At 65.6% G+C, this 20,719-nt stretch carries 23 protein-coding genes; 9 read left to right on the plus strand and 14 right to left on the minus strand.

Annotated elements, in window-relative coordinates:
- Window positions 1-67 precede the first annotated feature (67 nt).
- Genes ACED67_RS09560 through pcaD form a run of 5 tightly spaced genes read right to left on the minus strand, consistent with a single transcriptional unit; the run spans window position 68 to window position 3,439 of the window.
- Window positions 68-904 (minus strand): 3-oxoadipate:acetyl-CoA acetyltransferase, encoded by an 837-nt coding sequence (locus tag ACED67_RS09560; RefSeq protein ID WP_395541369.1) that lies wholly within the window; start codon window positions 902-904, stop codon window positions 68-70.
- 6 nt (window positions 905-910) lie between these two features.
- Window positions 911-1,525 (minus strand): protocatechuate 3,4-dioxygenase subunit alpha, encoded by a 615-nt coding sequence (pcaG, locus tag ACED67_RS09565; protein WP_395541370.1) that lies wholly within the window; start codon window positions 1,523-1,525, stop codon window positions 911-913.
- Window positions 1,525-2,262, minus strand: a complete 738-nt coding sequence (gene pcaH, locus ACED67_RS09570) for a protocatechuate 3,4-dioxygenase subunit beta (protein WP_395541371.1) — start codon at window positions 2,260-2,262, stop codon at window positions 1,525-1,527. Before pcaH ends, pcaG begins: the two co-directional genes overlap by 1 nt.
- Window positions 2,259-2,651: a 4-carboxymuconolactone decarboxylase gene (gene pcaC, locus ACED67_RS09575; protein ID WP_395541372.1), complete on the minus strand. Its 393-nt coding sequence runs from the start codon at window positions 2,649-2,651 to the stop codon at window positions 2,259-2,261. The genes pcaH and pcaC overlap by 4 nt, the downstream gene beginning before the upstream one ends.
- Window positions 2,648-3,439, minus strand: coding sequence for a 3-oxoadipate enol-lactonase (pcaD, locus tag ACED67_RS09580; protein WP_395541373.1), 792 nt, complete (start codon window positions 3,437-3,439; stop codon window positions 2,648-2,650). The genes pcaC and pcaD overlap by 4 nt, the downstream gene beginning before the upstream one ends.
- 66 nt (window positions 3,440-3,505) lie before the next feature.
- Here pcaD and ACED67_RS09585 point away from each other — a divergent pair, with 66 nt between their 5' ends.
- Window positions 3,506-4,435: a LysR substrate-binding domain-containing protein gene (locus ACED67_RS09585; protein WP_395541374.1), complete on the plus strand. Its 930-nt coding sequence runs from the start codon at window positions 3,506-3,508 to the stop codon at window positions 4,433-4,435.
- 18 nt (window positions 4,436-4,453) lie between these two features.
- Here ACED67_RS09585 and ACED67_RS09590 read toward each other — a convergent pair whose 3' ends face one another.
- Genes ACED67_RS09590 through ACED67_RS09615 form a run of 6 tightly spaced genes read right to left on the minus strand, consistent with a single transcriptional unit; the run spans window position 4,454 to window position 10,553 of the window.
- The gene (locus tag ACED67_RS09590) at window positions 4,454-5,371 is read right to left on the minus strand and encodes a LysR family transcriptional regulator (RefSeq protein ID WP_395541375.1); all 918 of its coding nucleotides are present in this window, start codon (window positions 5,369-5,371) and stop codon (window positions 4,454-4,456) included.
- A 50-nt stretch (window positions 5,372-5,421) separates the two neighbouring features.
- Window positions 5,422-6,240, minus strand: coding sequence for a sugar phosphate isomerase/epimerase family protein (locus ACED67_RS09595; protein ID WP_395541376.1), 819 nt, complete (start codon window positions 6,238-6,240; stop codon window positions 5,422-5,424).
- A 5-nt stretch (window positions 6,241-6,245) separates the two neighbouring features.
- Window positions 6,246-6,857, minus strand: coding sequence for an NIPSNAP family protein (locus ACED67_RS09600; RefSeq protein WP_395541377.1), 612 nt, complete (start codon window positions 6,855-6,857; stop codon window positions 6,246-6,248).
- Window position 6,858: 1 nt separating this feature from the next.
- A complete protein-coding gene (locus ACED67_RS09605) occupies window positions 6,859-8,583 on the minus strand; it encodes an FAD-dependent oxidoreductase (protein ID WP_395541378.1) in 1,725 nt (574 codons plus the stop codon).
- A gap of 44 nt (window positions 8,584-8,627) precedes the next feature.
- Complete coding sequence (locus ACED67_RS09610) at window positions 8,628-9,458, minus strand: IclR family transcriptional regulator (RefSeq protein WP_395541379.1); 831 nt, start codon at window positions 9,456-9,458, stop codon at window positions 8,628-8,630.
- A 27-nt stretch (window positions 9,459-9,485) separates the two neighbouring features.
- Window positions 9,486-10,553 carry a Gfo/Idh/MocA family protein gene (locus tag ACED67_RS09615; protein WP_395541380.1) on the minus strand — a complete coding sequence of 356 codons (1,068 nt, stop codon included), beginning with the start codon at window positions 10,551-10,553 and terminating at the stop codon, window positions 9,486-9,488.
- Window positions 10,554-10,595: 42 nt separating this feature from the next.
- Here ACED67_RS09615 and ACED67_RS09620 point away from each other — a divergent pair, with 42 nt between their 5' ends.
- The 7 genes from ACED67_RS09620 (at window position 10,596) to ACED67_RS09650 (ending at window position 16,389) form a co-directional block, all read left to right on the plus strand.
- Window positions 10,596-10,718 (plus strand): hypothetical protein, encoded by a 123-nt coding sequence (locus tag ACED67_RS09620; protein ID WP_395541381.1) that lies wholly within the window; start codon window positions 10,596-10,598, stop codon window positions 10,716-10,718.
- A 179-nt stretch (window positions 10,719-10,897) separates the two neighbouring features.
- Window positions 10,898-11,710 (plus strand): shikimate dehydrogenase family protein, encoded by an 813-nt coding sequence (locus ACED67_RS09625; protein ID WP_395541382.1) that lies wholly within the window; start codon window positions 10,898-10,900, stop codon window positions 11,708-11,710.
- Window positions 11,711-11,827: 117 nt separating this feature from the next.
- On the plus strand, window positions 11,828-12,955 hold the full coding sequence (locus ACED67_RS09630) for an ABC transporter substrate-binding protein (protein WP_395541383.1): 1,128 nt from the start codon (window positions 11,828-11,830) through the stop codon (window positions 12,953-12,955).
- 115 nt (window positions 12,956-13,070) lie between these two features.
- Complete coding sequence (locus tag ACED67_RS09635; RefSeq protein ID WP_395541384.1) at window positions 13,071-13,949, plus strand: branched-chain amino acid ABC transporter permease; 879 nt, start codon at window positions 13,071-13,073, stop codon at window positions 13,947-13,949.
- Complete coding sequence (locus ACED67_RS09640; RefSeq protein WP_395541385.1) at window positions 13,946-14,920, plus strand: branched-chain amino acid ABC transporter permease; 975 nt, start codon at window positions 13,946-13,948, stop codon at window positions 14,918-14,920. The genes ACED67_RS09635 and ACED67_RS09640 overlap by 4 nt, the downstream gene beginning before the upstream one ends.
- On the plus strand, window positions 14,917-15,663 hold the full coding sequence (locus ACED67_RS09645) for an ABC transporter ATP-binding protein (protein ID WP_395541386.1): 747 nt from the start codon (window positions 14,917-14,919) through the stop codon (window positions 15,661-15,663). The genes ACED67_RS09640 and ACED67_RS09645 overlap by 4 nt, the downstream gene beginning before the upstream one ends.
- Before the next feature lie 3 nt (window positions 15,664-15,666).
- On the plus strand, window positions 15,667-16,389 hold the full coding sequence (locus ACED67_RS09650) for an ABC transporter ATP-binding protein (RefSeq protein WP_395541387.1): 723 nt from the start codon (window positions 15,667-15,669) through the stop codon (window positions 16,387-16,389).
- Between the two features lie 79 nt (window positions 16,390-16,468).
- On the opposite strand, the gene ACED67_RS09655 is transcribed toward ACED67_RS09650, so the two are convergent.
- From ACED67_RS09655 to ACED67_RS09665, 3 genes are read right to left on the minus strand one after another with little or no spacing between them, the layout of a single operon-like run.
- Entirely contained in the window at window positions 16,469-17,215 is a 747-nt protein-coding gene (locus ACED67_RS09655) for an SDR family NAD(P)-dependent oxidoreductase (RefSeq protein WP_395541388.1), read from the minus strand.
- Window positions 17,208-17,981: an SDR family NAD(P)-dependent oxidoreductase gene (locus tag ACED67_RS09660; RefSeq protein ID WP_395541389.1), complete on the minus strand. Its 774-nt coding sequence runs from the start codon at window positions 17,979-17,981 to the stop codon at window positions 17,208-17,210. Before ACED67_RS09660 ends, ACED67_RS09655 begins: the two co-directional genes overlap by 8 nt.
- The gene (locus ACED67_RS09665) at window positions 17,978-19,657 is read right to left on the minus strand and encodes an FAD-dependent oxidoreductase (protein WP_395541390.1); all 1,680 of its coding nucleotides are present in this window, start codon (window positions 19,655-19,657) and stop codon (window positions 17,978-17,980) included. Before ACED67_RS09665 ends, ACED67_RS09660 begins: the two co-directional genes overlap by 4 nt.
- Before the next feature lie 111 nt (window positions 19,658-19,768).
- On the opposite strand from ACED67_RS09665, the gene ACED67_RS09670 reads away from it, so the two are divergent.
- Window positions 19,769-20,665, plus strand: a complete 897-nt coding sequence (locus tag ACED67_RS09670; protein ID WP_395541391.1) for a helix-turn-helix domain-containing protein — start codon at window positions 19,769-19,771, stop codon at window positions 20,663-20,665.
- Window positions 20,666-20,719 lie beyond the last annotated feature (54 nt).

Raw genomic sequence — 20,719 nt, forward strand, 5'->3', positions numbered from 1 at the left:
AACCGGTCGGGGGCAGTCGGCCCCCCGGACCCCCGAGGATATTTCGGGACAGGAAATGAGGAAAGGGTCAGCCAGAGGGCATCCGCAGGCCAAGGATTTGCCGGGCCTGCTGCCAGGTGGCGACGGGGCGGCCGTAACGCTCGCACAGATCGGCGGCGCGGCGCACCAGCGCGGCGTTCGAGGGCGCAACCGTGGTCCGATCCAGCCGGACATTGTCCTCAAGCCCGGTGCGGGTGTGGCCGCCCTTGGCGATGGCCCATTCGTTCAGCGTGATCTGCGCGGCGCCAATTCCTGCGGCGCACCATTCGGCACCGGGGGCCAGCCGCGCCAGCGTCTCGATATAAAAGTCCAGGATGCGCTCATCCGCAGGCATGGCGTTTTTCACGCCCATGACGAACTGCACGTAGAGCGGGCCTTTCAGGCGGCCATCGGCCTGCATCTTTGCCGCCTGCACGATATGCGACAGGTCAAAGGCCTCAATCTCGGGCTTGACGTCATAGCGCAGCATTTCCGAGGCCAGCCAATCCACCAGATCGGGCGGGTTTTCGTAAACGCGGGTCGGAAAATTGTTCGACCCGACCGAAAGCGAGGCCATATCGGGGCGAAGGGGCAGCATGCCGCCCCTTGCCTGCCCGGCCCCGGACCGTCCGCCGGTGGACAGCTGTACGATCAGACCCGGGCAGTGTCTCGTCAGGCCCTCCATCAGCGCGGCAAAGCGCGCGGGGTCGGATGTGGGCTGCCCGGCATCATCGCGCACATGGCAATGCGCGATGCTGGCCCCTGCCTCGAAGGCTTCGTGGGTGGATTCGATCTGTTCGGCGATCGAAACCGGCACCGCCGGATTGTCCGCCTTGGTGGGCAGCGATCCGGTGATGGCGACGCAAAGGATACAGGGGCGGGTCATGGCGGATCAGATGTCGAAGAACACTGTCTCGCCTTCGCCCTGAAGGCGGAAGTCGAGGCTGTATTCGCCGGGCCCGGTCTTTGCCGCCACCAGCGTGGCGCGGCGTTCCACATGCTCGATCCGGTTCAGGACCGGGCAGGCGGCATTGGCCTCGGCCTCATCCCCGAAGTAGATCCGGGTCTGAAGGCCAAGGTTGATGCCGCGCGCGACCAGCCAGACCGAGATATGGGGCGCCATCAGCCGCCCGTCCGGAAAGGGCACGCGGCCGGGCTTGATCGTCTCCAGCCGCCAGATTCCGGTGTCGAAATCCGCCGCCACCCGCGCCCATCCGGTGACATTGGGGTCGGCCGTGCCACGCGGGTCGTTGGCGGGATAGATCCCCGCCGCATCGGCCTGCCAGGTTTCAAACAACGCATCGCGCAGGATCATGCCCGCCCCGTCGATGACGCGGCCGGTGATCACAACCCTTTCGCCCTTGGCGCCATCGCGGACCGGGCTTTCACCCAGATCAAAAGGATAGATGCCCGGATTGCCCAGCTTGTTCGGGGTCAGCCCGATATGGACATAGGGCCCGGCGGTCTGCGACGGGGTTTCCTTCAGGTAATCAAGACGCTGGACCATCACATCCCCTCCTTGCGGTTTTCGAAGAAGGACTGCCGGCGCCCGCGCAGCACGATGTCGAACTTGTAGGCCAGACAATCCATCGGGATCGCCCGGTTCATGTCCAGCGCCGCGACCAGCGCGCCGACGGCCTCTTTCTTACCGATGGTGTTGACGATCGGGCAAAGGTCGATCAGCGGATCGCCCTCGAAATAGTTCTGGGTGATCAGCCGCTGCCCAAAGCCCGATCCAAACACCGACCAGTGAATATGCATCGGCCGCCAGTTGTTCACATGGTTCGGCCAGGGATAGGCGCCGGGCCGGACCGTCAGGAATTCATAGATGCCGTCCGGCCCGGTGAGCGTCCGGCCGCAGCCGCCGAAATTAGGATCGAGCGGGGCGGCATAGCCGTCCTTCTTGTGGCGGTAGCGGCCGCCGGCATTGGCCTGCCACATCTCCACGAGAACATTGGGCACGCCGCGGCCATTCTCGTCCAGCACGCGGCCATGCATGATGATGCGTTCGCCGATGGCGGGCTGCCCGGTGAAGTTCAGGATCAGGTTGTTGTCCAGCGCCCCGATCATCGACTGGCCGAAGGCGGGGCCGGTCTCTTCGGACAGGGTCGAGCCGAGCGCGACCAGCGGCCGGAACGGCGCGCGGGTCATCGAGGTCTTGTAGCCCGGCGTATAGGCGGCCGGGTGCCAGTCGCGGTCGCGGAAGAACAGCGGCCCCCGGTCGGTGGAATTGGAAAGGGTCATGCTTCCCCCTCTTTTTCGGCGTTCATCATTGCGAACGTCTCCTTCGCTATCTTGATGGCATGGTTCGCGCGGGGGACGCCGGCGTAAATGGCCACATGCAACAGCGCCTCCAGCACGTCATCGGGCGAAGCGCCCGTGTTCGCGGTGGCACGGATGTGCATGGCCAGCTCGTGATCGTTGCCCAGACCCGCCAGAAGGGCAATGGTCAGCATGGAACGTTCACGCGGCGATATGGTCTTGCGGGACCAGACATGGCCCCAGGCGGCTTCGGTGATCAGCGCCTGATAGGGGCTGTCGAAATCGGTCTTTTCGGATTCGGCGCGGTCGACATGGGCTGCGCCCAGGACCCGGCGCCGAGTTGCCATGCCATCGGTGTAGGTATCGCTCATCTTGCATGTTCCTGCAGGAAAGCCGCGACAGCCGCGGCCCAGTCTTCGGGGGTCTCGACACAGGGCAGATGGCCGGCATCGGGGATCAGGTGCCACAGGGCGCCGGGAATGAGGTCTGCCGTTGCGCGCACGACATCCGGGGGCGAGGCACCGTCCGCCCCGCCGGCGATGACCAGCACCGGCAGCCGCAGCGCGGCGCTGGCTTGCGTCTGGTCAGCCCCGGCCAGCGCCGCACAGGCGGCGATATAACCCGCAGCGGGCGTGCGGATCATCATGTTGCGCCAGGGCGCCAGCGTGGGCGTGGCGCGGAAGTCGGGCGCGAACCAGCGTTCCATCACCGCATCGGCGATTCCGGCCAGACCCTGCGCCTGCACGGCGGCGATGCGCGCCTGCCAGCTTTCGGCCGTGCCCAGCTTCGCCGCGGTGTTGGACAGGATCAGCGCATGGAGCAGATCAGGGCGGGCCGCCGCCACCGCCTGCCCGATCAGCCCGCCAATCGACAGGCCGACAAAGACCACCGGTCGTCCGCCGGCCGTCGCTTCGATCAGGGCGATGGCATCCTGTGCCAGATCGTCCAACGTGATCGGAGCGTCTGGCCCGGTGTCGGAAAGACCATGCCCGCGCTTGTCGTATCGGATCGTCCGCAGGCCCCGCGGCAAAAGCGGCATGACAGGGTCCCAAAGCCGCAGATCGGTGCCAAGGGAATTGGCGAAAACCACGCAAGGCCCGTCTTCCGCACCGTCACAAAAATAGTGCATCGCCCCCCAGGGGCGGATGAGAACTTGCATGAGACCCTCCACTCTTCCATAATTTCGCACGGGAAAATTGGTTTGGATAATGCAAAGCGCGCGATAATGGATAAGCCCACAGTTATGCATCCGGGGGTGAAGCTGCGCCACATCCGCGCATTTCTGGAGATCGCGGCCGAAGGCGGGCTGTCCTCGGTGGCGCGGGCACAGGGGATTTCACAGCCCGCCCTGTCGCGCACCCTGGCCGAGCTGGAGGATCTGCTGGGCCAGCCCCTGTTCCTGCGGCAGAAGCGGCGGCTGGTGCTGACCGAGGGCGGGCGGCTTTTCCGCCGCCATGCGGCGCTGGCGCTGGAATCGCTGGAGGCGGGGGCGGCGGCGCTGCGCCCCGGCACGAGCGGGTCGCTGCGGATCGGGGTCCTGCCCACGGCGGCGACGCGGATGGTGCCTGCCGTGATGCTGCGGTTCCGCGAGATGCGGCCGGAAATCCTGCTGCGGGTGGAGACCGGGCCGCATCACCATCTGATCCGCCTGCTGAGGGATGGCGGGATCGACCTGATGGTCGGACGCCTGCCGGATGTGTCGGAAATGCCGGGTCTCAGCTTCGAGCATCTTTATGAGGAAGACGTGCTGCTGGTGGGGCGCCGGGATCATCCGATGGAGGCCCGCACGGTGACCGAGGCGCTGAAGGCCTCGGTCCTGATCCTGCCGCCGGAGACCGCGCTGATCCGGCGGCCGGTGAACGACTACCTGGCCTCGCTGGGGCTGGTGGGCATCCAGCCTGCGGTGGAAACCGTGTCGCTGGCCGTGGGCCGCGGCATTTGTCTCGCTTCGGACGCGCTGTGGTTCATCTCGCGCGGGGTGGTGGCCGAAGAGCTGGAGCGCGGCATGCTGATCGAGTTTCAGCTGGGCGCCCGGTTCATGTCGGGTGCCGTGGGCATCACCCGTCGGCAAAGCGCCTCGGCCCCCGGTCTGGCGGCATTCGAGGAAATCGCCCGCCAGCTTGCGCCCGGGATGCCCGAGGCGAAGGCGGGCTGACGGCGGGGCGGATCGGGCTCAGTGCTTCCAGTCCGCCCGCTGCACCGCGCGCGCCAGTTCACGCCGGAAGCAGGTGATCGCATGATCGGCGAAGCTGGACAAAGCCCGCCCCTTGCGCTGCGCCACCCAGGCCGAAACCTCGGTCTTTTCGGCCAGCGGGCGGCGGGCGAGGCCGGGCATATAGACCTCGGCCACCGAAAATTCGTCGATCACCGCCACCCCCAGCCCGTGGCGCACAAGGCTGACCACGGTCTGCGCGAACCGCCCGCGCATTGTATACCGCGGAGTGATGCCGGCCTCGCGGAACGGGCGGGCCAGAATGGCACCATAGGGATCTTCGGGATCGACGCCCACGAAATCCTCGCGCGCCAGATCCCGGACCGAAATCTCGGCCTTGTCGGCCAGCGGATGGCCCTCGGGCACCACGGCGACCAGGCGCCCATGCGCCAGGGGGGCGCTTTCTATGGCCGGGTTGTCCATGGGAGAGGACAGGATGACGAATTCCCCCCGCTCCAGCAGCAGATAATCCGCGGTCTCTTCGATCTTCAGGATGTTCAGGTCGATGAAGAGATCGGGAAATTGCTGGCGCACGGATCGGATGGCCCGCGCGGCGATGAACTGAGCGATGGAGGGCGCACAGGCAAAGGACAGCCGCGTGCCGCCGCCCTTCTGCAGCGCGGTGACAGCATGGTTCAGGTTCTCCATCTGTCGATGCAAGCGCAGGACCATCTCAAAGATGCCATGCGCTTCGGGCGCGGGGACGAACAGCCCTTCCTTCCGCTCGAACAGTCGGATCTTCAGCACATCCTCGGCATGTTTCACCAGCCGCGAAATGCCGGGCGCCGAAACATTCAGCAGACGCGCCGCGCCCTGAATCGTCCCGGCCAGCATCACCGCGCGGATCACCTCGACCTGACGGAGCGTGAGTTCGGTCATGTGGCCAGCCTAACTGATGCTGCCCCGCGGGGGGCAAGGGGAAATCGGGCTCAGCGTCCGGCTGCCCGCAGGATGCCACGGGTGGCTGCAATAGCCATTTCCGCCCGTGCCCGCGCATCCAGCTTTTCGGCCAATGCCCGGTGGGGCACCTCGACACTGACGGTCACGCCTTCGGGGATGGCATGGGCCAGCCCGATCATGTCGATGCCGCCCTGACCCGGGAAAAGCCGTTCGCCCCGGGCAATGCGGATCAGCTCCTCAGTGCTTGGGTCATAGGGCACGGCGCCATCGCAGAACTGGACGTAGTTGACCCTATCGCGCGGCAGGGCGGCGATCTGGGCCAGCGTGGTGGACGAACGGTCGTAATGCAGCGCATCGACCAGCACCCCGCCATTCGTGGCCCCCGCCGCGGTGACGATCTCCAGCGCGGCGCTCAGGTCGGGCACCGCGGTCCAGGGCATGAACTCCAGATCCGCGGTCAGCCGGTGGGGGGCGGCCATCTCGCAGAACCGGGCGAAACTGTCGGTCAGCCGGGCGCGGTCGGTGTCGTCGCCAGCCACCAACACATGCCGGGCGGCCAGCGCCTCGCACCGATCGCAGAACCGGGCGAACAGATCCCAGTCGGGCTCCGCCTTCAGGCGGATGATCTCGACATCGCCCACCGTCATGCCGGTATCGGCCAGCGCTGCGCGGACCTCGGTCAGTGCGCGATCATCGGTCAGCAGAGGATAGGCCGGTTCTCCCGCGGCGGCGGCGGGCAGGATGCGCAGGCCGACCATCTGATAACCGGTTTCGGCCGCGATCTTCACGGCTTCAACGGGGCCGACTTCAAAGGTGGTCAGGAAGGCCAGCGAAAGCGGATGGGTCATGGCACTCACTTCAGCGGAGAGAAGGGCAGGGGCAAGGCGATCTGGCTGGTCATGTCGGGCGACAGCCAGTCCGGCCCGCCCTTCGGCGGCCATTTGCCATCGGCGACCGATTTCGACCGCGCCTCGCTGCGGGCGGCAAGGCTGGCATAGGGCCAGATCTGGGTGACGCGCGGTTCGCCATCAAGGCCATACATCGCGACGGTCAGTTTGGAATAGGCCTCACGCGGGGGGACGGCCTCGGCCCATTTGCCCATCGTGGGCATGATGCCGTTGATCTTGGTCTTGTAGGTGCGAAATTCGTAGACCGGGCCGAAGCTGCCCGGTTCCACCGGGGGCAGGAAGTCGAAGGCGCGGTAGCTTTCCATCGTCAGCCGCATCAGATGTTCTGTGCAACCGAAGGGGTTGTCCGACCGAAGGGCGCGGTCGCGTTCGGCCATCATCTGATCAAGGCTGTCGAAGCCGCGCAGCAGGAAGACGCGGTTCAGCGTGCCGATGTCGGTACCCCATGCGCCCAGAAAGCGCCCCGCCCCTCCGGCCAGCCAGTCCTGAATGCCGGCCGCCGCCTTTCCGGCGCCGAAAATCACCGTGTCCAGCGTGGCAATCTCATAATAGCTCATTTCAGCTCTCCTCTGTCAGGCCCGGAACGGGCTGGCCGGCCAGAACGCGGCCAGCGATGTAAGCGAAGGTCATGCCGGGACCAAGAGTGATGCCCCCGGCCGGATAGTTGCCCCCCATGATGGAGGCCATGTCGTTGCCCACGGCAAAGAGTCCGGGGATCGGGTCACCCGTGCCATCGAGAACGCGGGCGGCAGGATCGGTCTTCAGCCCGGCAAAGCTGCCAAGGCTGCCGGGCACGATCTGCACCGCATAGAACGGCCCCTTGGTCAGGGTCCCGAGCGAGGGGTTCGGTCCGTGCTCGGCATCGCCCTGAACGCGGTTGTAGAGGCTTTCTCCGCGATGGAAGTCGGGGTCGCGGCCCTGCGCAGCGCCCTGATTGAAGCGGGCCACCGTCTCGGACAGCGTGCGGGGCGGAATGCCGCAGGCCCGTGCCAGATCGTCCAGCGAGCGGCCCCATTTCAGATAGCCGGACTGCACCGCGTGGCCCAAGGGGAACGGGAAGGGTTTCGCCGCGCCAAGGCCCCAGCGGCGCTGCGCCTTGTGATCGGCGATCAGCCAGCAGGTCGGATATTCGCCGGGCGGCGTGGCGCCGATCAGCGCGCGCATGAAGCCATGGTAGCTGTCCGCCTCGGACACGAAGCGCTGCCCTTGGGGGGTGACCGCGATGATTCCGGGCTTTGCCCGCTCGATCAGATGGGGGAAATTGGTGAAACTGCCATCCCGGTTGGGCAGGCGGCTGACCGGAGCCATGGCCATATTCCATGCCAATGTGCTGTCGGCCTGGGCGCCAGCCGCCTCGGCCAGCCGCAGCCCATCGCCGGTGTTCGAAGGCGGGGCCGCGGAATGGTGATCGCGCCCGCCCGCCGTTGCCGCCCAATCTGCCAGCCGCGCCCGATCATGCGGGAAACCACCTGCGGCAAGGACCACCCCGCGGGACGCCTGCACCAGCGTTTCCTCTTCGGCGGTGGCCAGCCGTGCGCCGGCGATGCGGCTTCCGTCCTGCACCAACGCCACCGCGGGTGCGCTGTGCAGAAGCGTGACACCGCGATCCAGCGCCGCCCGCATCAGCCGCGCAACCAGCGCATTGCCATTCGCCAGCCGCATCGGCCGGCCATGCAGAAGTCGGTCGCGCCAGATTCCCAGCACCCGTTTCATCACATAAAGGGCCGAGGCTGGCTTGCGCGTGGCGTCGAAAAAATGCCGCAGGTCGGGCGCGGGACCAAGGCCCGATCCCCAAAGGCTGGCCGCGGGAAGGGGCGGGCGCAGCAGGTTGATCCATTCTCCCAGGTCGCGCCCGTCATAAGGCAGGGCCGAGACGGAGCGCCCGCCCTTGCCGGCCCCCGGAGTTTCGTGGAAATCCGGCACTCGGTTGCCGTCGATCCAGCGCATTCCGGCGCGATCCTGCAGGAACTGCACCATTTCCGGCCCGTTCTGCAGAAAGACCGGCAAGCGCGGATCGCCCGCGCGGTTGCCCAGTTCGCTTTGCAGATAGCGCATCGGCTCTTCCCGTGGCTCGTCGATCCCGGCGGCGCGGGCCAACGGATTGCGCGGGATCCACAGCCAGCCGCCCGACCAGGCGCTGGTGCCGCCGAACTGCGTCTCTTTCTCGGCCACCACGACGCGCAGGCCCAGTTCCGCCGCCGTCACCGCTGCGGTCAGCCCCGCGGCACCCGATCCGATCACCAGCACATCACATTGGATGACGTGCCCCTCCGTCCGCTCCATTCAACCCCGCTTCCGCGCGGATGCCTTCGGGGACGGACGCCAGATCATGCGCCAGACCGCCCGGGCAGCGCATCCAGCGCTCGCACATTCGCCTGAAAGAATTTCGATCCCGCTGCGGCCGCGCCCAGCTCGGTCGCGGCCAATTGCAGCCGCCCGGCCAGTTGCATCATCCGTTCGGCATTCAACCGCACCGCCGGGCCTGCAATCGACAGACAGCCCAGCACCGGTCCATCGCCCCGGTAGCGCACCGGAACCGCCATTGCGGCCATTCCGGCGATATAGCTGTCCACCGCGGTGGCATAGCCGCGCGCCCGCGCCTCGGCCAGCTGTTCGATCAGGAGGCCAAGGCTGCGCGGCGCGTTCTCGCCCTGCCCATCGGCCTGCCGGGTCAGCCCCTGCGCACCGACAAGAAGCAGCGCCTCTTCATCGCTCATGGCCGAGAGCCAGGCTTTCCCCCCGGCCGAACTGGCGAGATGGACAACGACCCCCTGTTCCTGGCCGGGATCATAGCGCAGCCCGCGGGTCGCGCCCTGCGCCACGGCCACCCAGATCAGCCGGTCCCCGTCGATGACCGAAAGGCGCACCAATTCCCCGCTGTCTGCCGCCAGCGCATCAAGGATCGGTTGTGCCACATCGGTGATGCCGGCGCGGCCGATGAAACCCAGACCCATGGCAGGCAGTTTGATCGTGAGGGCATAGTCGCCTTGCGCCTGCAACTGGCGGACATAGCCCAGTCGAGCCAGTTCCTGAAGCGTCCGGTGCACGCCGCTGGCCGGTTGATTGGTCGCCGCCGCGATGGCCGAGACCGGCATCCCGGCCGGGTGATCGACCAGAAGCTCTACGATCGCCAGAGATTTTTCGAGAACGCTGCTCATGACCTGTTTTCCGATGCTGAACCTGCTTCAGGTTTCATGTCCCAGCGGGGAAAGGTCAACCGCAACGCGCTGTCCGCTTTCGGCGGCGCGGACGATGGCATCCAGCACCATCAGGTTCGCCGTGGCATCGCGCACGGATACCAGCGGCGTGCCGCCGTGGTGGATCAGATCGGCGAAATGCTCCAGTTGTGCGCGATAGGGATCACCGGGCGTGACCTCCAGCCGATGTGGCTGAAGCGGCACGGTCCAGTCCGGGGCGCCAGGCGGTTGCCACAGCGCAAGGTCCGGCAGCGACAGCCCCGCCGTCGAGCCGCAGTAAAGATGTGGCGTCACCGGATGGGCAGGGAACCGCGCCGGGTTCTCGCCCGCCGAAAGGTCCCAGGCCCAGGGGCCGACCGCGGCATCCGAGATGCAGAGCGTGGCCAGCCCGCCTCGGGCAAAGCTGACGGTCACGGCAGCGGTATCCTCGACCGCGAAGCCGCGCCGGTCATGCGAGGCGGTGGCCTGGACATGGGCGATCTCACCGAAGAAATGCCGCAAAAGGTCAATCTCATGCACAAGATTGATCAGAAGCGGGCCCCCGGCCCCCGGGCTGCGCCGCCATGCCGCTTCGAAATAGCTGTTTGGCTTGGCAAGGCTGCAGGTCACGGTGGCCATGACCAGATCCCCGATGCAGCCCTCGGCAATCGCCCGGCGGGCGGTGCGGATGATCGGATTGTGGCGCCGGTGATGGCCCACGAGAAGCGGCACGCCGGTTTCATCCGCCACCGCGATCAGCTTCAGGGCCGAAGACAGGCTTTCCGCCACCGGCTTTTCCAGCAGAACCGGCAGCCCGGCGCGCAGCAGGGCAGCGCTGACCGGTAAGTGCGTTTCGTTGGGCGTGGCCACGATGGCGGCTCTGGCCAGACCGAATTCCAGCAGATCGCCGATCTGCGGAAGACAGGGCACATCAAGCGATTCGGCCAGCGTCCGGGCTGCGGGCATGGGATCGACGATCGCCGAAAGATGCAGGCCCGGCATGCCGGCCAGCGTTTCAATATGGGTGCGCCCGATGGCGCCCGCGCCGATGACGGCGATTCCGAGACTTTCGGACATGCGATCCTCCCGCTGTCGCCGACAGCCATAGCAGCGCAAAATATGGAAGCGCAATTTGTTTTTGAATATCATTCAGTTTTTGATGCGACTCCGGCCGCTGGCATCGTCATCGCCGCAGCGGTTGCTCCGACCGAGGAAGCAAGGCCGGAAAATGCGCAAAAATGATAACTGTGGGGTTATGATTTTCAGATGACTTTGCATTATCAATCACAATCCGCGTGTGGCAGCTTATGGACGGAGCGAGGACCCATGATCAGAACACAGCGAAACCATCCGTCCGGCCTGGCCGCCTTTCCGGCGGCCTGTGGCGTCCAACCGGAACAAGTTTCAGGACAGAGACCCGAATGACCGCGCAACTTCGCATCGACGGCGAGACAAAGATCTTTCCGATCATCGGCCATCCCATCGGGCAGGTGAAATCGCCGACCTCGCTGAGTGGCATCATGGCCGAGCGTAATTTCAACGGGATGGTCCTGCCCGTACATATCCTGCCCGAGGATTTGGCCGCCTGGCTCGCCCAGGCCAAGGCGATGCGCAATTGCGGTGGGATCGTCGTGACCGTGCCGCACAAGGCGCCCTGCCTGCAGGTCTGCAGCCGCGTTTCGGCCCGGGCGCATGCCTCGGGCGCAGTCAATATCATGATCCGCGACGGCGACGACTGGGTGGGCGATGCGACCGATGGCCATGGTTATCTGGACGGGATCGCCGCAGAAGGCTTTGACGTGGCGGGCAAACCCGCGCTTCTGGTGGGGACTGGCGGCGCCGGTTCGGCCATCGCCTATGAAATTCTGGCGCGTGGTGCGTCCGAACTGGCCTTGCACGACATTGACACCGCGCGGCGCGACAGCCTGATCGTGCGGCTGAATACAGCCTTTCCGGGCAAGGTCCGCATCGGCAGCACCGATCCGCGCGGCTTTGCGCTGGTGGCCAATGCAACGCCCCTTGGCATGCGGGAAGGCGACCCGCTGCCCGTGCAGACCGATCTGCTGACCGCGGATCAGTTCGTGGCCGATGTGGTGACGCGCCCCGCAGTGCCGCCGCTGATCGCTGCGGCACGGGCCAAGGGCTGTGGCACCATGCCGGGATCGGGAATGTTCAATGCGCAGGCCGTTCTGCTGGCCGAGCTGCTGATGGGGGTCCGGCGGATCGACGCCTGACATCCCGGACGGAGGAGGCGGCACGGGTCCCACTGGGACCTATGCCACGGGCCGGAGCGGTTACCGGGTCGCCGCGCGCCCCCAAAGACAGGATTCGGAAACATGGGAGGAAACCATATGTTCAAGACTTTGCTGGGAACGGCCGCCGTTGCCCTTGCCCTGACCACCACCGCGGCACTTGCCGAGATCAAGGTCGGCTCGATTGTCGAACTGTCGGGCGCGGGCGCCGCGGCGGGCACCAACTTCCGCGACGGCGTTCATATGGCCTTCGAGGAAATCAATGCCGCCGGCGGCATTCTGGGTGAGCAGGTGGCCATCACCGAATATGACAGCCAGACCGATCCCCAGGTCAGCCGCGCCATGGTGCAGAAGGCCATCGACGATGGTGTCTATGTGATCACCGGCACTGTCTTCTCGTCGTCGACCATCGTGAACATGCTGGTGGCCCAGCAGGCGGGCATCCCGCAGTTCACCGGTTCGGAAGCGCCGAAGATCACCCAGATGAACAACCCCTACATCTTCCGCACCGCCTTCGGCTCGCAGAAGGGCATCCCGAAGATGTCGAAATACATGTCCGAGGAAATGGGCATCAAGAAGGTCGCTGTGGTCTGGGCCAACACCGAATTCGGCAAGGGCGGGCATGAGGCCTTCATCGCCGAGGCCGGGAACTATGGGTTCGAGATCGTGGCCGACATTCCCACCGAACAGGCCCAGACCGACTTTTCCGCCGACGTGCTGAAGGCCAAGAACTCGGGCGCCGATGCGGTGTTCGTCTATCTCACCGAAGAGGAAAGCGCGCGCTTCCTGCGGGAAGCGCAGAAGCAGTCGATCGGTCTGCCGATGATCGGTGAGACGACGCTGATCGGCGCCAAGGTCATCGAACTGGCCGGTGATGCGGCGAATGGCGCCATGGGCCATGTCGGCCTGACCGCCGCCGCCGACATTCCGGCAATCCAGGAAATGGTGGACCGGTTCACCGAGAAGTTCAAATACACCCCCGACCACAATGCGATCAAAGGCTATACCGCGGCCTATGTGATCAAATGCGTGACCGAGAAGAACGGCAAGGTGGACAGCCAGGCACTGGCCGACGCGATGCATGGCCTGACCCTGACCGCCGCCGAATGCCCCGGTGTCCTGATGGATGTGTCCTGGGATGAAACCGGCGAAATGTCGCGCGAGAGCTTCTTCGTCGAGGTGCAGGACGGCAAGCAGACGATCAAGGCCGTTCTACCGCCGAACTGAGCCACGCCTGTGCCGCTCTTCGGGGCGCGCGCACATCGCCCGGACAGGCGCTGCTCCCGCGCCTGTCCGGTTTTCCCTGCCATCCGGCTGAACAACGCGCTGTGAGGATGACCCCGTGGCCGAGCTAATTCAGATTTTCGTCTCCGGCCTTGCCGCCGGTTCGATCTACGCCCTCGCTGCGGTCGGGTTCACCCTGCTGTGGCAGGCCTCACAGACGATCAACTTCGCCCAGGGCGAATTCGTGATGCTGCCCGCCTTCTTTGTGCTGGTGGGCATGAACTTTCTTGGCCTGTCGATGTGGCCCGCCATCGGCTTTGCGCTGGTGCTGTCGCTGCTGATCCTTGGTGTGACCTTCAAAAAGGTCATCGTCGAGCCGATGCTGCCACACGGCACGCTGCCTCTGGTCATTGCCACCATCGCGCTTGGCCTGCTGATGAAGGAAAGCGTCAAGGAATTCTACGGCGCGACGGCGCAGCCCTTTCCGCCGATCTTTCCGCAGACCGTCTATAATGTTGCCGGGGCCAGCGTTTCGCTGCAGGACATCGGCAATCTGATCGTATCGATGCTGGCCATCGCGGGCTTGCAGCTGTTCCTGTCACGGACCCGGACCGGGCGCTGCATGCAGGCTTCGGCCCAGAACCCGGCGGTGGCGACGATCCTTGGCGTCAACGTCAAGCGGATGGTGATGTATACTTTCCTGATCAATGCCGCGCTGGCGACCATCGCCTCGGTTCTGATCTCTCCGATCTATCTGGCGAAATTCTCGAACGGGGAAACCCTTGGTCTGGTGGCCTTCATTGCGGCCATCGTCGGCGGCTTCAACCAGATCCGCGGGGCGCTGGTGGGCGGGCTCCTGATCGGTGTCATCGACAACCTGTCGGCGGTCTATGTCTCGGCCGAATACCGTTCTGCCATGCCGCTGATCCTGCTGATCGCCATCATCCTCCTGCGTCCGCAGGGCCTGCTCGGCACCAAGGAGGGCCGCACGGTATGAAGAACCTCAAGATCATCCTCCTTGCCCTTGCGCTGGCCGCGCTGGTCGTGGCGCCCATCGGGCAGGGCAATTACATCATCTACACGCTGTGCTCTTGGCTCTTGTTCTCGATCTCGGCCATGGGGCTGAACCTGACGCTGGGCTATGCCGGGCAGGTGTCGCTGGCACAGGCGGCTTTTATGGGGATCGGCGCCTATATCACCGCGCTGATGACGCTGGCGGGCATCCACTGGGTCGTCGCGGCGGGGGTTTCCATCACCTCCAGCTTTGCGGTCGGGCTGATCCTCGGCTATCCGGCGCTGCGGGTGCAGCACCACTTTCTGGCCTTCGTGACTTTGGCCTTCAACACGCTGCTGTTCCTTGTCCTGCGCAACGAGGAAGAGGTGACCGGCGGCTCGTTCGGGCTGGTGGGCATGCCGCGGCCGGACTTCTTCGGCCTATCCACCAGCTCTAACCTTGGCTTCTACTACTTCAGCCTCGTCTGCTTCCTCATCGCGGCGGGCACGATGTGGTGGATCCTGCGCTCGCCCTGGGGGCGTGCCTTCAAGGCGCTGCGGGAAAACCCGGTTCGGGCCGAAAGCCTTGGCCTGAAGATCCGCCGCCAGACCCTTCTGGCCTTTGCCATCGGTTCGGCCTTCGGTGGTCTGGCGGGTGCGATGCAGGCGCCTCTGGTGCAGTTCATCGAACCGGGCAGCTTTGCGCTGGTCCATTCGCTGAAGATCCTGCTGATGGTCGTCGTAGGCGGCGCGGGCTTCTTCTACGGCCCGATGCTGGGCGCCGCCGTGGTGATCCTGCTGCCCGAACTGCTGCGGTTCACCGAAGGCTATTACCTGATCATCTACGCCGCGCTGGTGATCGTGCTGATGGTCTTCTCGCCCAATGGGTTGATCGGCGCCGGGCAGAAGATCTGGCTGAAGTTCAAGCCCAAGCATGAAGAACGCCGTGACATGCAGAAGGGGTTCCAGCTGTGAACGCTCCCATCCTTTCCGTCCGCAACATCTCAAAGCAGTTCGGTGGCATCCGCGCGGTGAACAACGTCAGCTTCGATGTGCAGAAGGGCGAGATTCTGGGCCTGATCGGCCCGAACGGATCGGGCAAGTCCACGCTTTTCAACTGCATCCTCGGCCAGCTGAAGCCGACCGAGGGGCATTGCGAGATCGGTGGCAAATCCACCGATGGCGTTCGTCCGGCCGATCTGTCGCTGATGGGCGTGGGCCGCACCTTCCAACAGTTGTCGGTGTTTCCGAAGATGACCGTCCTCGACAATGTCATCCTTGCCGGGCAGGAGCATGAGGGTTCGATGCTCTCGCGCCTCTTTGGCAAATCCGATGCCGGGCTGACCGAAAAGGCCAAGCAACTGGTCGAGTTCTTCCGGCTGACGCCTTATCTGGATACCGAGGCGGGGTCGCTGTCCTATGGCCAGCAGAAGCTGGTCGATGCGGCGATGGCCTTCATGGCTGGTCCCGGCATCGTTCTTCTGGACGAACCGGCGGGCGGCGTAAACCTGACGATGCTGGCGCATCTGAAGGACCGGCTGATGACCTATAACCGCGACCACGGCACCACCTTCGTCGTGATCGAGCATAACATGGAATTCGTCATGTCGCTGTGCACCCGCATTATCGTGCTGGCGCAGGGCGAGATCATCGCCGAGGGGACGCCGGACGAAATCCGGTCGAACCAGATGGTCATCGACGCCTATCTGGGGGGCTGAACCATGCTGGAACTGAAGAATGTGACCGGCGGCTACGGCCGCATCACCATCCTGAACGGTACCTCCTTCGCCATTCCGAAAGGGTCGATCACCACGGTGATCGGGCCGAACGGGGCAGGGAAATCCACCGTGTTCAAGGCGGTGTTCGGGCTTCTGAACATCCATTCCGGCCAGATCCTGCTGGACGGGCAGGATGTGACCCGGCAAAGCCCGGCCAAGATGATCGCCCGTGGCGTGACCTATGTGCCCCAGGGCCGCAACGTGGTGCCGCAGCTGTCGGTCTGGCACAATCTGGAACTGGGCGGCATCACCGCCAAGGATCAGGGCAAGGTGCGCCGCCGGATGGAAGAGGTGATGGACCAGTTTCCCATGCTGCGCCAGCGCAAGGACCAGAAAGCGATCGAGCTTTCGGGCGGGCAGCAGAAGCAGCTTGAAATCGCCCGCGCCCTGCTTCTGGATCCCAAGCTTCTGCTGATCGACGAACCCTCTATCGGCCTGTCACCCAATCTGGTGCAGGAGGTGTTCCAGACGCTGATCAAACTGCGCAATTCTGGCGTGACCATCCTGATGGTGGAGCAGAACGCCAAGGCGGCGCTGGCCATGTCGGATTACGGGCTGGTGCTGGAACTGGGCCAGACGCGCATGTTCGACAAGGCTGAAAAGCTTCTGGCTGATCCTCGGGTCGGACAGCTTTTCCTGGGCGGCCATATCGAGGATGCAGCCTGACGGTCCTCTTCCCAGGATCAGGCAAAAGGAAAGGCCCGGCAGAGCGATCTGCCGGGCTTTTCCAAATGAGCAGGGCGGATCAGTTGGCCGAGGCGTCGCCGAAATCCCCAAAGGCGGTCCATCCGCCATCGACCGGCAGCACCGCGCCGGTGATACCGCTGGCCGCGTCCGAGGCGAGGAAGGCCACCGCCGCCGCTACCTCCTCCGTCGTGATCAGCCGCCCGATGGGCGTGCGGCGCGCGATGGTGGGCAGGTCCACACGACCGGCTTTTGCCAGCTTTCTGACCAGTGTCGTCTCGACGAAGGCAGGGGCCACAGCGTTCACCCTTACCCCTTGGCCCGCCCATTCGCAGGCCATGGCGCGGGTCATCGCTACGATCCCAGCCTTGGCCGCACCATAGGCGTTGCGTTTCGGAAGGCCGGTCAGCCCGGCGATCGAGGACAGATTGACCACCGTCCCGCGCTTTCGCGCCACCATGCCGCGGGCAACCTCCCGCGTCATCAGGAAGGTGCCGGACAGATGCACATCCAGCACCCGGCGGAAAGCGTCGAGCCCCTGTTCCAGCGTGGGCAGGTGGCTGTCGCCGATGCCCGCATTGTTCACCAGAACGTCGAACGGGGCCGCAGCGGCGGCGGTCACGGCCTGCGCCTCATCGGTGATGTCGCAGGCAAGGCCGCAGTGGCCTGCACCCAGCTCTGCCGCCCGTTCCGCGGCCTTCGTCCCGTCCAGATCGGCAATCGTTACGCGCGCGCCCTGCGCCGCCAGCGCCTGGGCAATGGCCCAGCCGATGCCGTCGGCCCCGCCCGTTACCAGAGCCTCATGCATAGCCCGGCCTCGGCACCAGACCCATCAGACCCTGCGACAGCCCGCCATCCACCACGATATCCTGCCCGGTGACATAGCCTGCGCGGTCCGAGGCAAGGAACAGCGCCACATCCGCCATATCCTGCGGCGTGGCGATCCGGCGCAGCGGCACCATCGCCTCGCGCCGGGCCTTCACATCCGGATCGGCGTAGAAGGCCGCGGACATCGGCGTCATCACCAGCCCCGGGCTGACACAGTTCGATCTCACGCCGCGCGGCCCCCATTCTTGCGCCAGCTGCCGCGACATCATCAGCGTCGCCGCCTTGGAGGCGGAATAGGCCCCGCTTGCGGGCTGTGGCTGGCTGCCCGCGATGCTGGCGATATGGACAAGGCTGCCGCGCCCACGCGCCAGCATGCCGCGGCCAAAGGCCTGTGCGGCCGTCAGATAGCCGGTCAGGTTCACTGCCAGCATGGCCGACCAGTCTGCAGTGCTGACTGCGTCCAGCGCGCCGGGCCGCAGGATCGCTGCGGCATTCACCAGCACATCGGCGCCGCCCTCGGCCTCAACCCGGTCGGCGGCACCGGCCACGCTGTCCGGGTCGGCGAGATCGCAGATCAGCGCCAGCCCGCCCAGTTCCGCCGCCAAGGGGGCCGAGCGGTCCAGATCGCGGTCCAGGAGCACCACCTGCGCCCCTTCGGCCGCGAAGCCGCGCGCCAGCACCTGCCCGATGCCACCCCCCGCGCCGGTGATCACCGCGCGTCTGTTCTTCAGCCCAAGCCAGCTCATGCCTTCCCTCCCGTCTCGATCCCTGCCAGATGCCGCCCGGTGATCCAGCCAAAGGTCATGGCCGGGCCAAGCGTGATGCCCGCGCCGGGGTAATTGCCGCCCATGATGCTGGCGCGGTCATTGCCCACGGCATAAAGACCCGGAATAGGGGCACCCCGCCGGGTGATGACCTGCCCCTGCACCGTGGTCTTCAGCCCGTCAAAGGTGCCCAGATCGCCCATCTCCAGCCGGACCGCGTAATAGGGCCCGCGCGCGACCGGGGCGACGCAGGGGTTCGGCTTGTGGTCCGGGTCCGCCAGATAGCGGTTGAAGCTGGTCTCGCCGCGGCGGAATTCCTCGTCCCGGCCGTGGATCGCGCCTTGGTTGTAGCGGTTGACGGTTTCCTGCAGCACGGCGGCGTCAATGCCGCAGGCACGGGCCAAATCGACCAGCGTGCGGCCATTTTTGAGATAGCCGTTGCGGGTCCACAGCCACAACGGCATCGGCGCTGGTTTCGCGTGGCCAAGGCCGTATTTGCGGATGGTCCGGTGATCGCAGATCAGCCAGCAGCTGGCATCTCCGCCGTTCCTCATATTGGCGATCATCGCGGCGCCCACGTCATGGTAGCTTTCGCTTTCATTGGTGAAGCGGCGGCCATCCGTACCCACGGCGAGCATTCCCGGCTTGTAGCGGTCAAGAAGATGCGGGAACACACCCTGTCCGGGCACCCGGCTGACCGGCATCCAGGCAGCGGGCTGGGCGAATTCGGCATCAAAGGCGCCGCCCGCTTCCTCTCCCAACCGGATGCCGTCGCCGGTATTGCCCTCGGGCACCGGGCTGAAATGCTGGCCGCCCGCCTTCAGATGGGCATAGACCCCGGCCCGCCGGGCCAGATCCTGCGCATAGCCGCCGCAGGCCAGCACCACGCCCTTGCGCGCGGCGATTGTGCCGCCGCGTCTTTCGACGCCGGTGACTCGCCCCTCTTCCGTCACCAGCCGCAGCGCGGGCGCGGCTGTGCGGATCTCGATCCCCAGATCGAAGCAGCTTTTTGCCAGCCGTGCCGCCAGCGCATTGCCCGAGGTCACCTGAACCCCGCGGCCGTGGCGGGCGACCTCGGCAGCATGCGCCGCCAGCCGTTTCGTCACATAGGCGAAGGAGACCAAGGATTTGGTTGCATTGAAGAAATGCTTGATGTCCGCGTTCGAGGAATTGAACATCATCCCCATGAAGGTGATCGTCGACAGTGGCGGCCGCAGGCGTTTCAGATTTGCCCCCAAGGACGAGCTGTCGAAGGGCGCCGCCAGAACCGATCGGCCGATGTCCACCCCGCCCGGCATCGTTGGGTGATAGTCGGGATATAGGGTGGGGATGAATTTCACCTCGGTCTCGCGCTCGAACCAGTCGAGCATCTTGGGACCGGCCTCCAGATAGGCATCGACAGCACCGGGATCGTAGAAATTGCCGGTCTCGGCCTGAAGATAGCTGCGGGCGGCCTCGGCGGTGTCGTCCGGGTTGTTGGTGCGGCCATGGCGGTTGCCTGGCACCCACAGCACGCCGCCGGAATAGGCAGTGGTGCCACCGAACACCGGCTCCTTCTCGAGGACGAGCACCGAAAGCCCGTGCTTTTTCGCCGTGATAGCGGTGGCCAGCCCCGCCGCCCCCGATCCGATCACCAGCACATCGTATGACGGATCCATCGCACCCTCCTGCTGCCCGTGCGCCTTTGCTAACGGCGGGTCGGGCCGGGACCAATGGACGCTGCCGGGCATTTCTTGCACAATTCATGCGGCACTACGGCGGAGGGGCGGATGGCTGGTGCGCGGACAGGGGGCATCCCGCTGTATTATCTGTATGGAGATCAGGGGCAGGATGTCGAACTGGACCTCCTGCATGTCGAGCCGATCCGCGACAGGTCTGGCCCGAACGACTGGAGGATTCGTCCCCATGCCCACCCCGATCACATACAGGTGCTGCTGGTCTGGCACGGGGCGGGCACCATCCGGTTCGAGGATCGGCAGGTGCCGATTGCCGCGCCCGCGGTGATGTGCATTCCGGCGGGGATCGTTCATCAGATCGACTTTGAGCCGGGGACGGATGGTTATGTGGTGACGGCAGCACTTGGATGTCTGCAGGCCGCTTCGGCACAGGATGCGCGGCTGGCACAGGCGGCGGGGCATGCGGCGGTCTATCCGGTGGCGGGTTCGGGCCTGCCCTTGCCCGCCGTGCTGGAGACGTTCGAGGCGCTGCACCGCGAATTCATCTGGTCCGCGCCGGGGCGGCGGGCGGCCATCGTTGCCCTGCTCACCCGGGTTCTGGTGATGATCCTGCGGCTGTCAGTAGCGGCCGAGGGGCAGACGGGTGGCGCCCCGGACCGTGATTATGACCTGCTCTTGCGCTATCGCGCGCTGCTGGAAGACCATTTCCGGGTGCAGCGCGCCCTGACCTTCTATGCGGGCGAACTGGCCGTGACCCCGGCCCGGCTGAATGCGGCCTGCAAGGCGCGGGCGGGCAAGACCGCCTCGGAACTCCTCCACGACCGGCTGATCACCGAGGCGAAGCGCTATCTGATCTATACCGAAAGCAGCGTCGCGCAGGTGGCGCATCTGACCGGCTTCGACGATCCGGCCTATTTCAACCGCTTCTTCACCCAGCGGGTGGGGCAGTCGCCGGGGGCCTTCCGTAAAGTGGCGCATCCCGACGGCTGAGGCCGGGAATCGTCCAATCTTTCCGATCCCCGGTCCATTTCCTGAACCCACCAT

This window comes from Neotabrizicola paludis, from assembly GCF_044142105.1.
GTDB lineage: Bacteria > Pseudomonadota > Alphaproteobacteria > Rhodobacterales > Rhodobacteraceae > Pseudogemmobacter.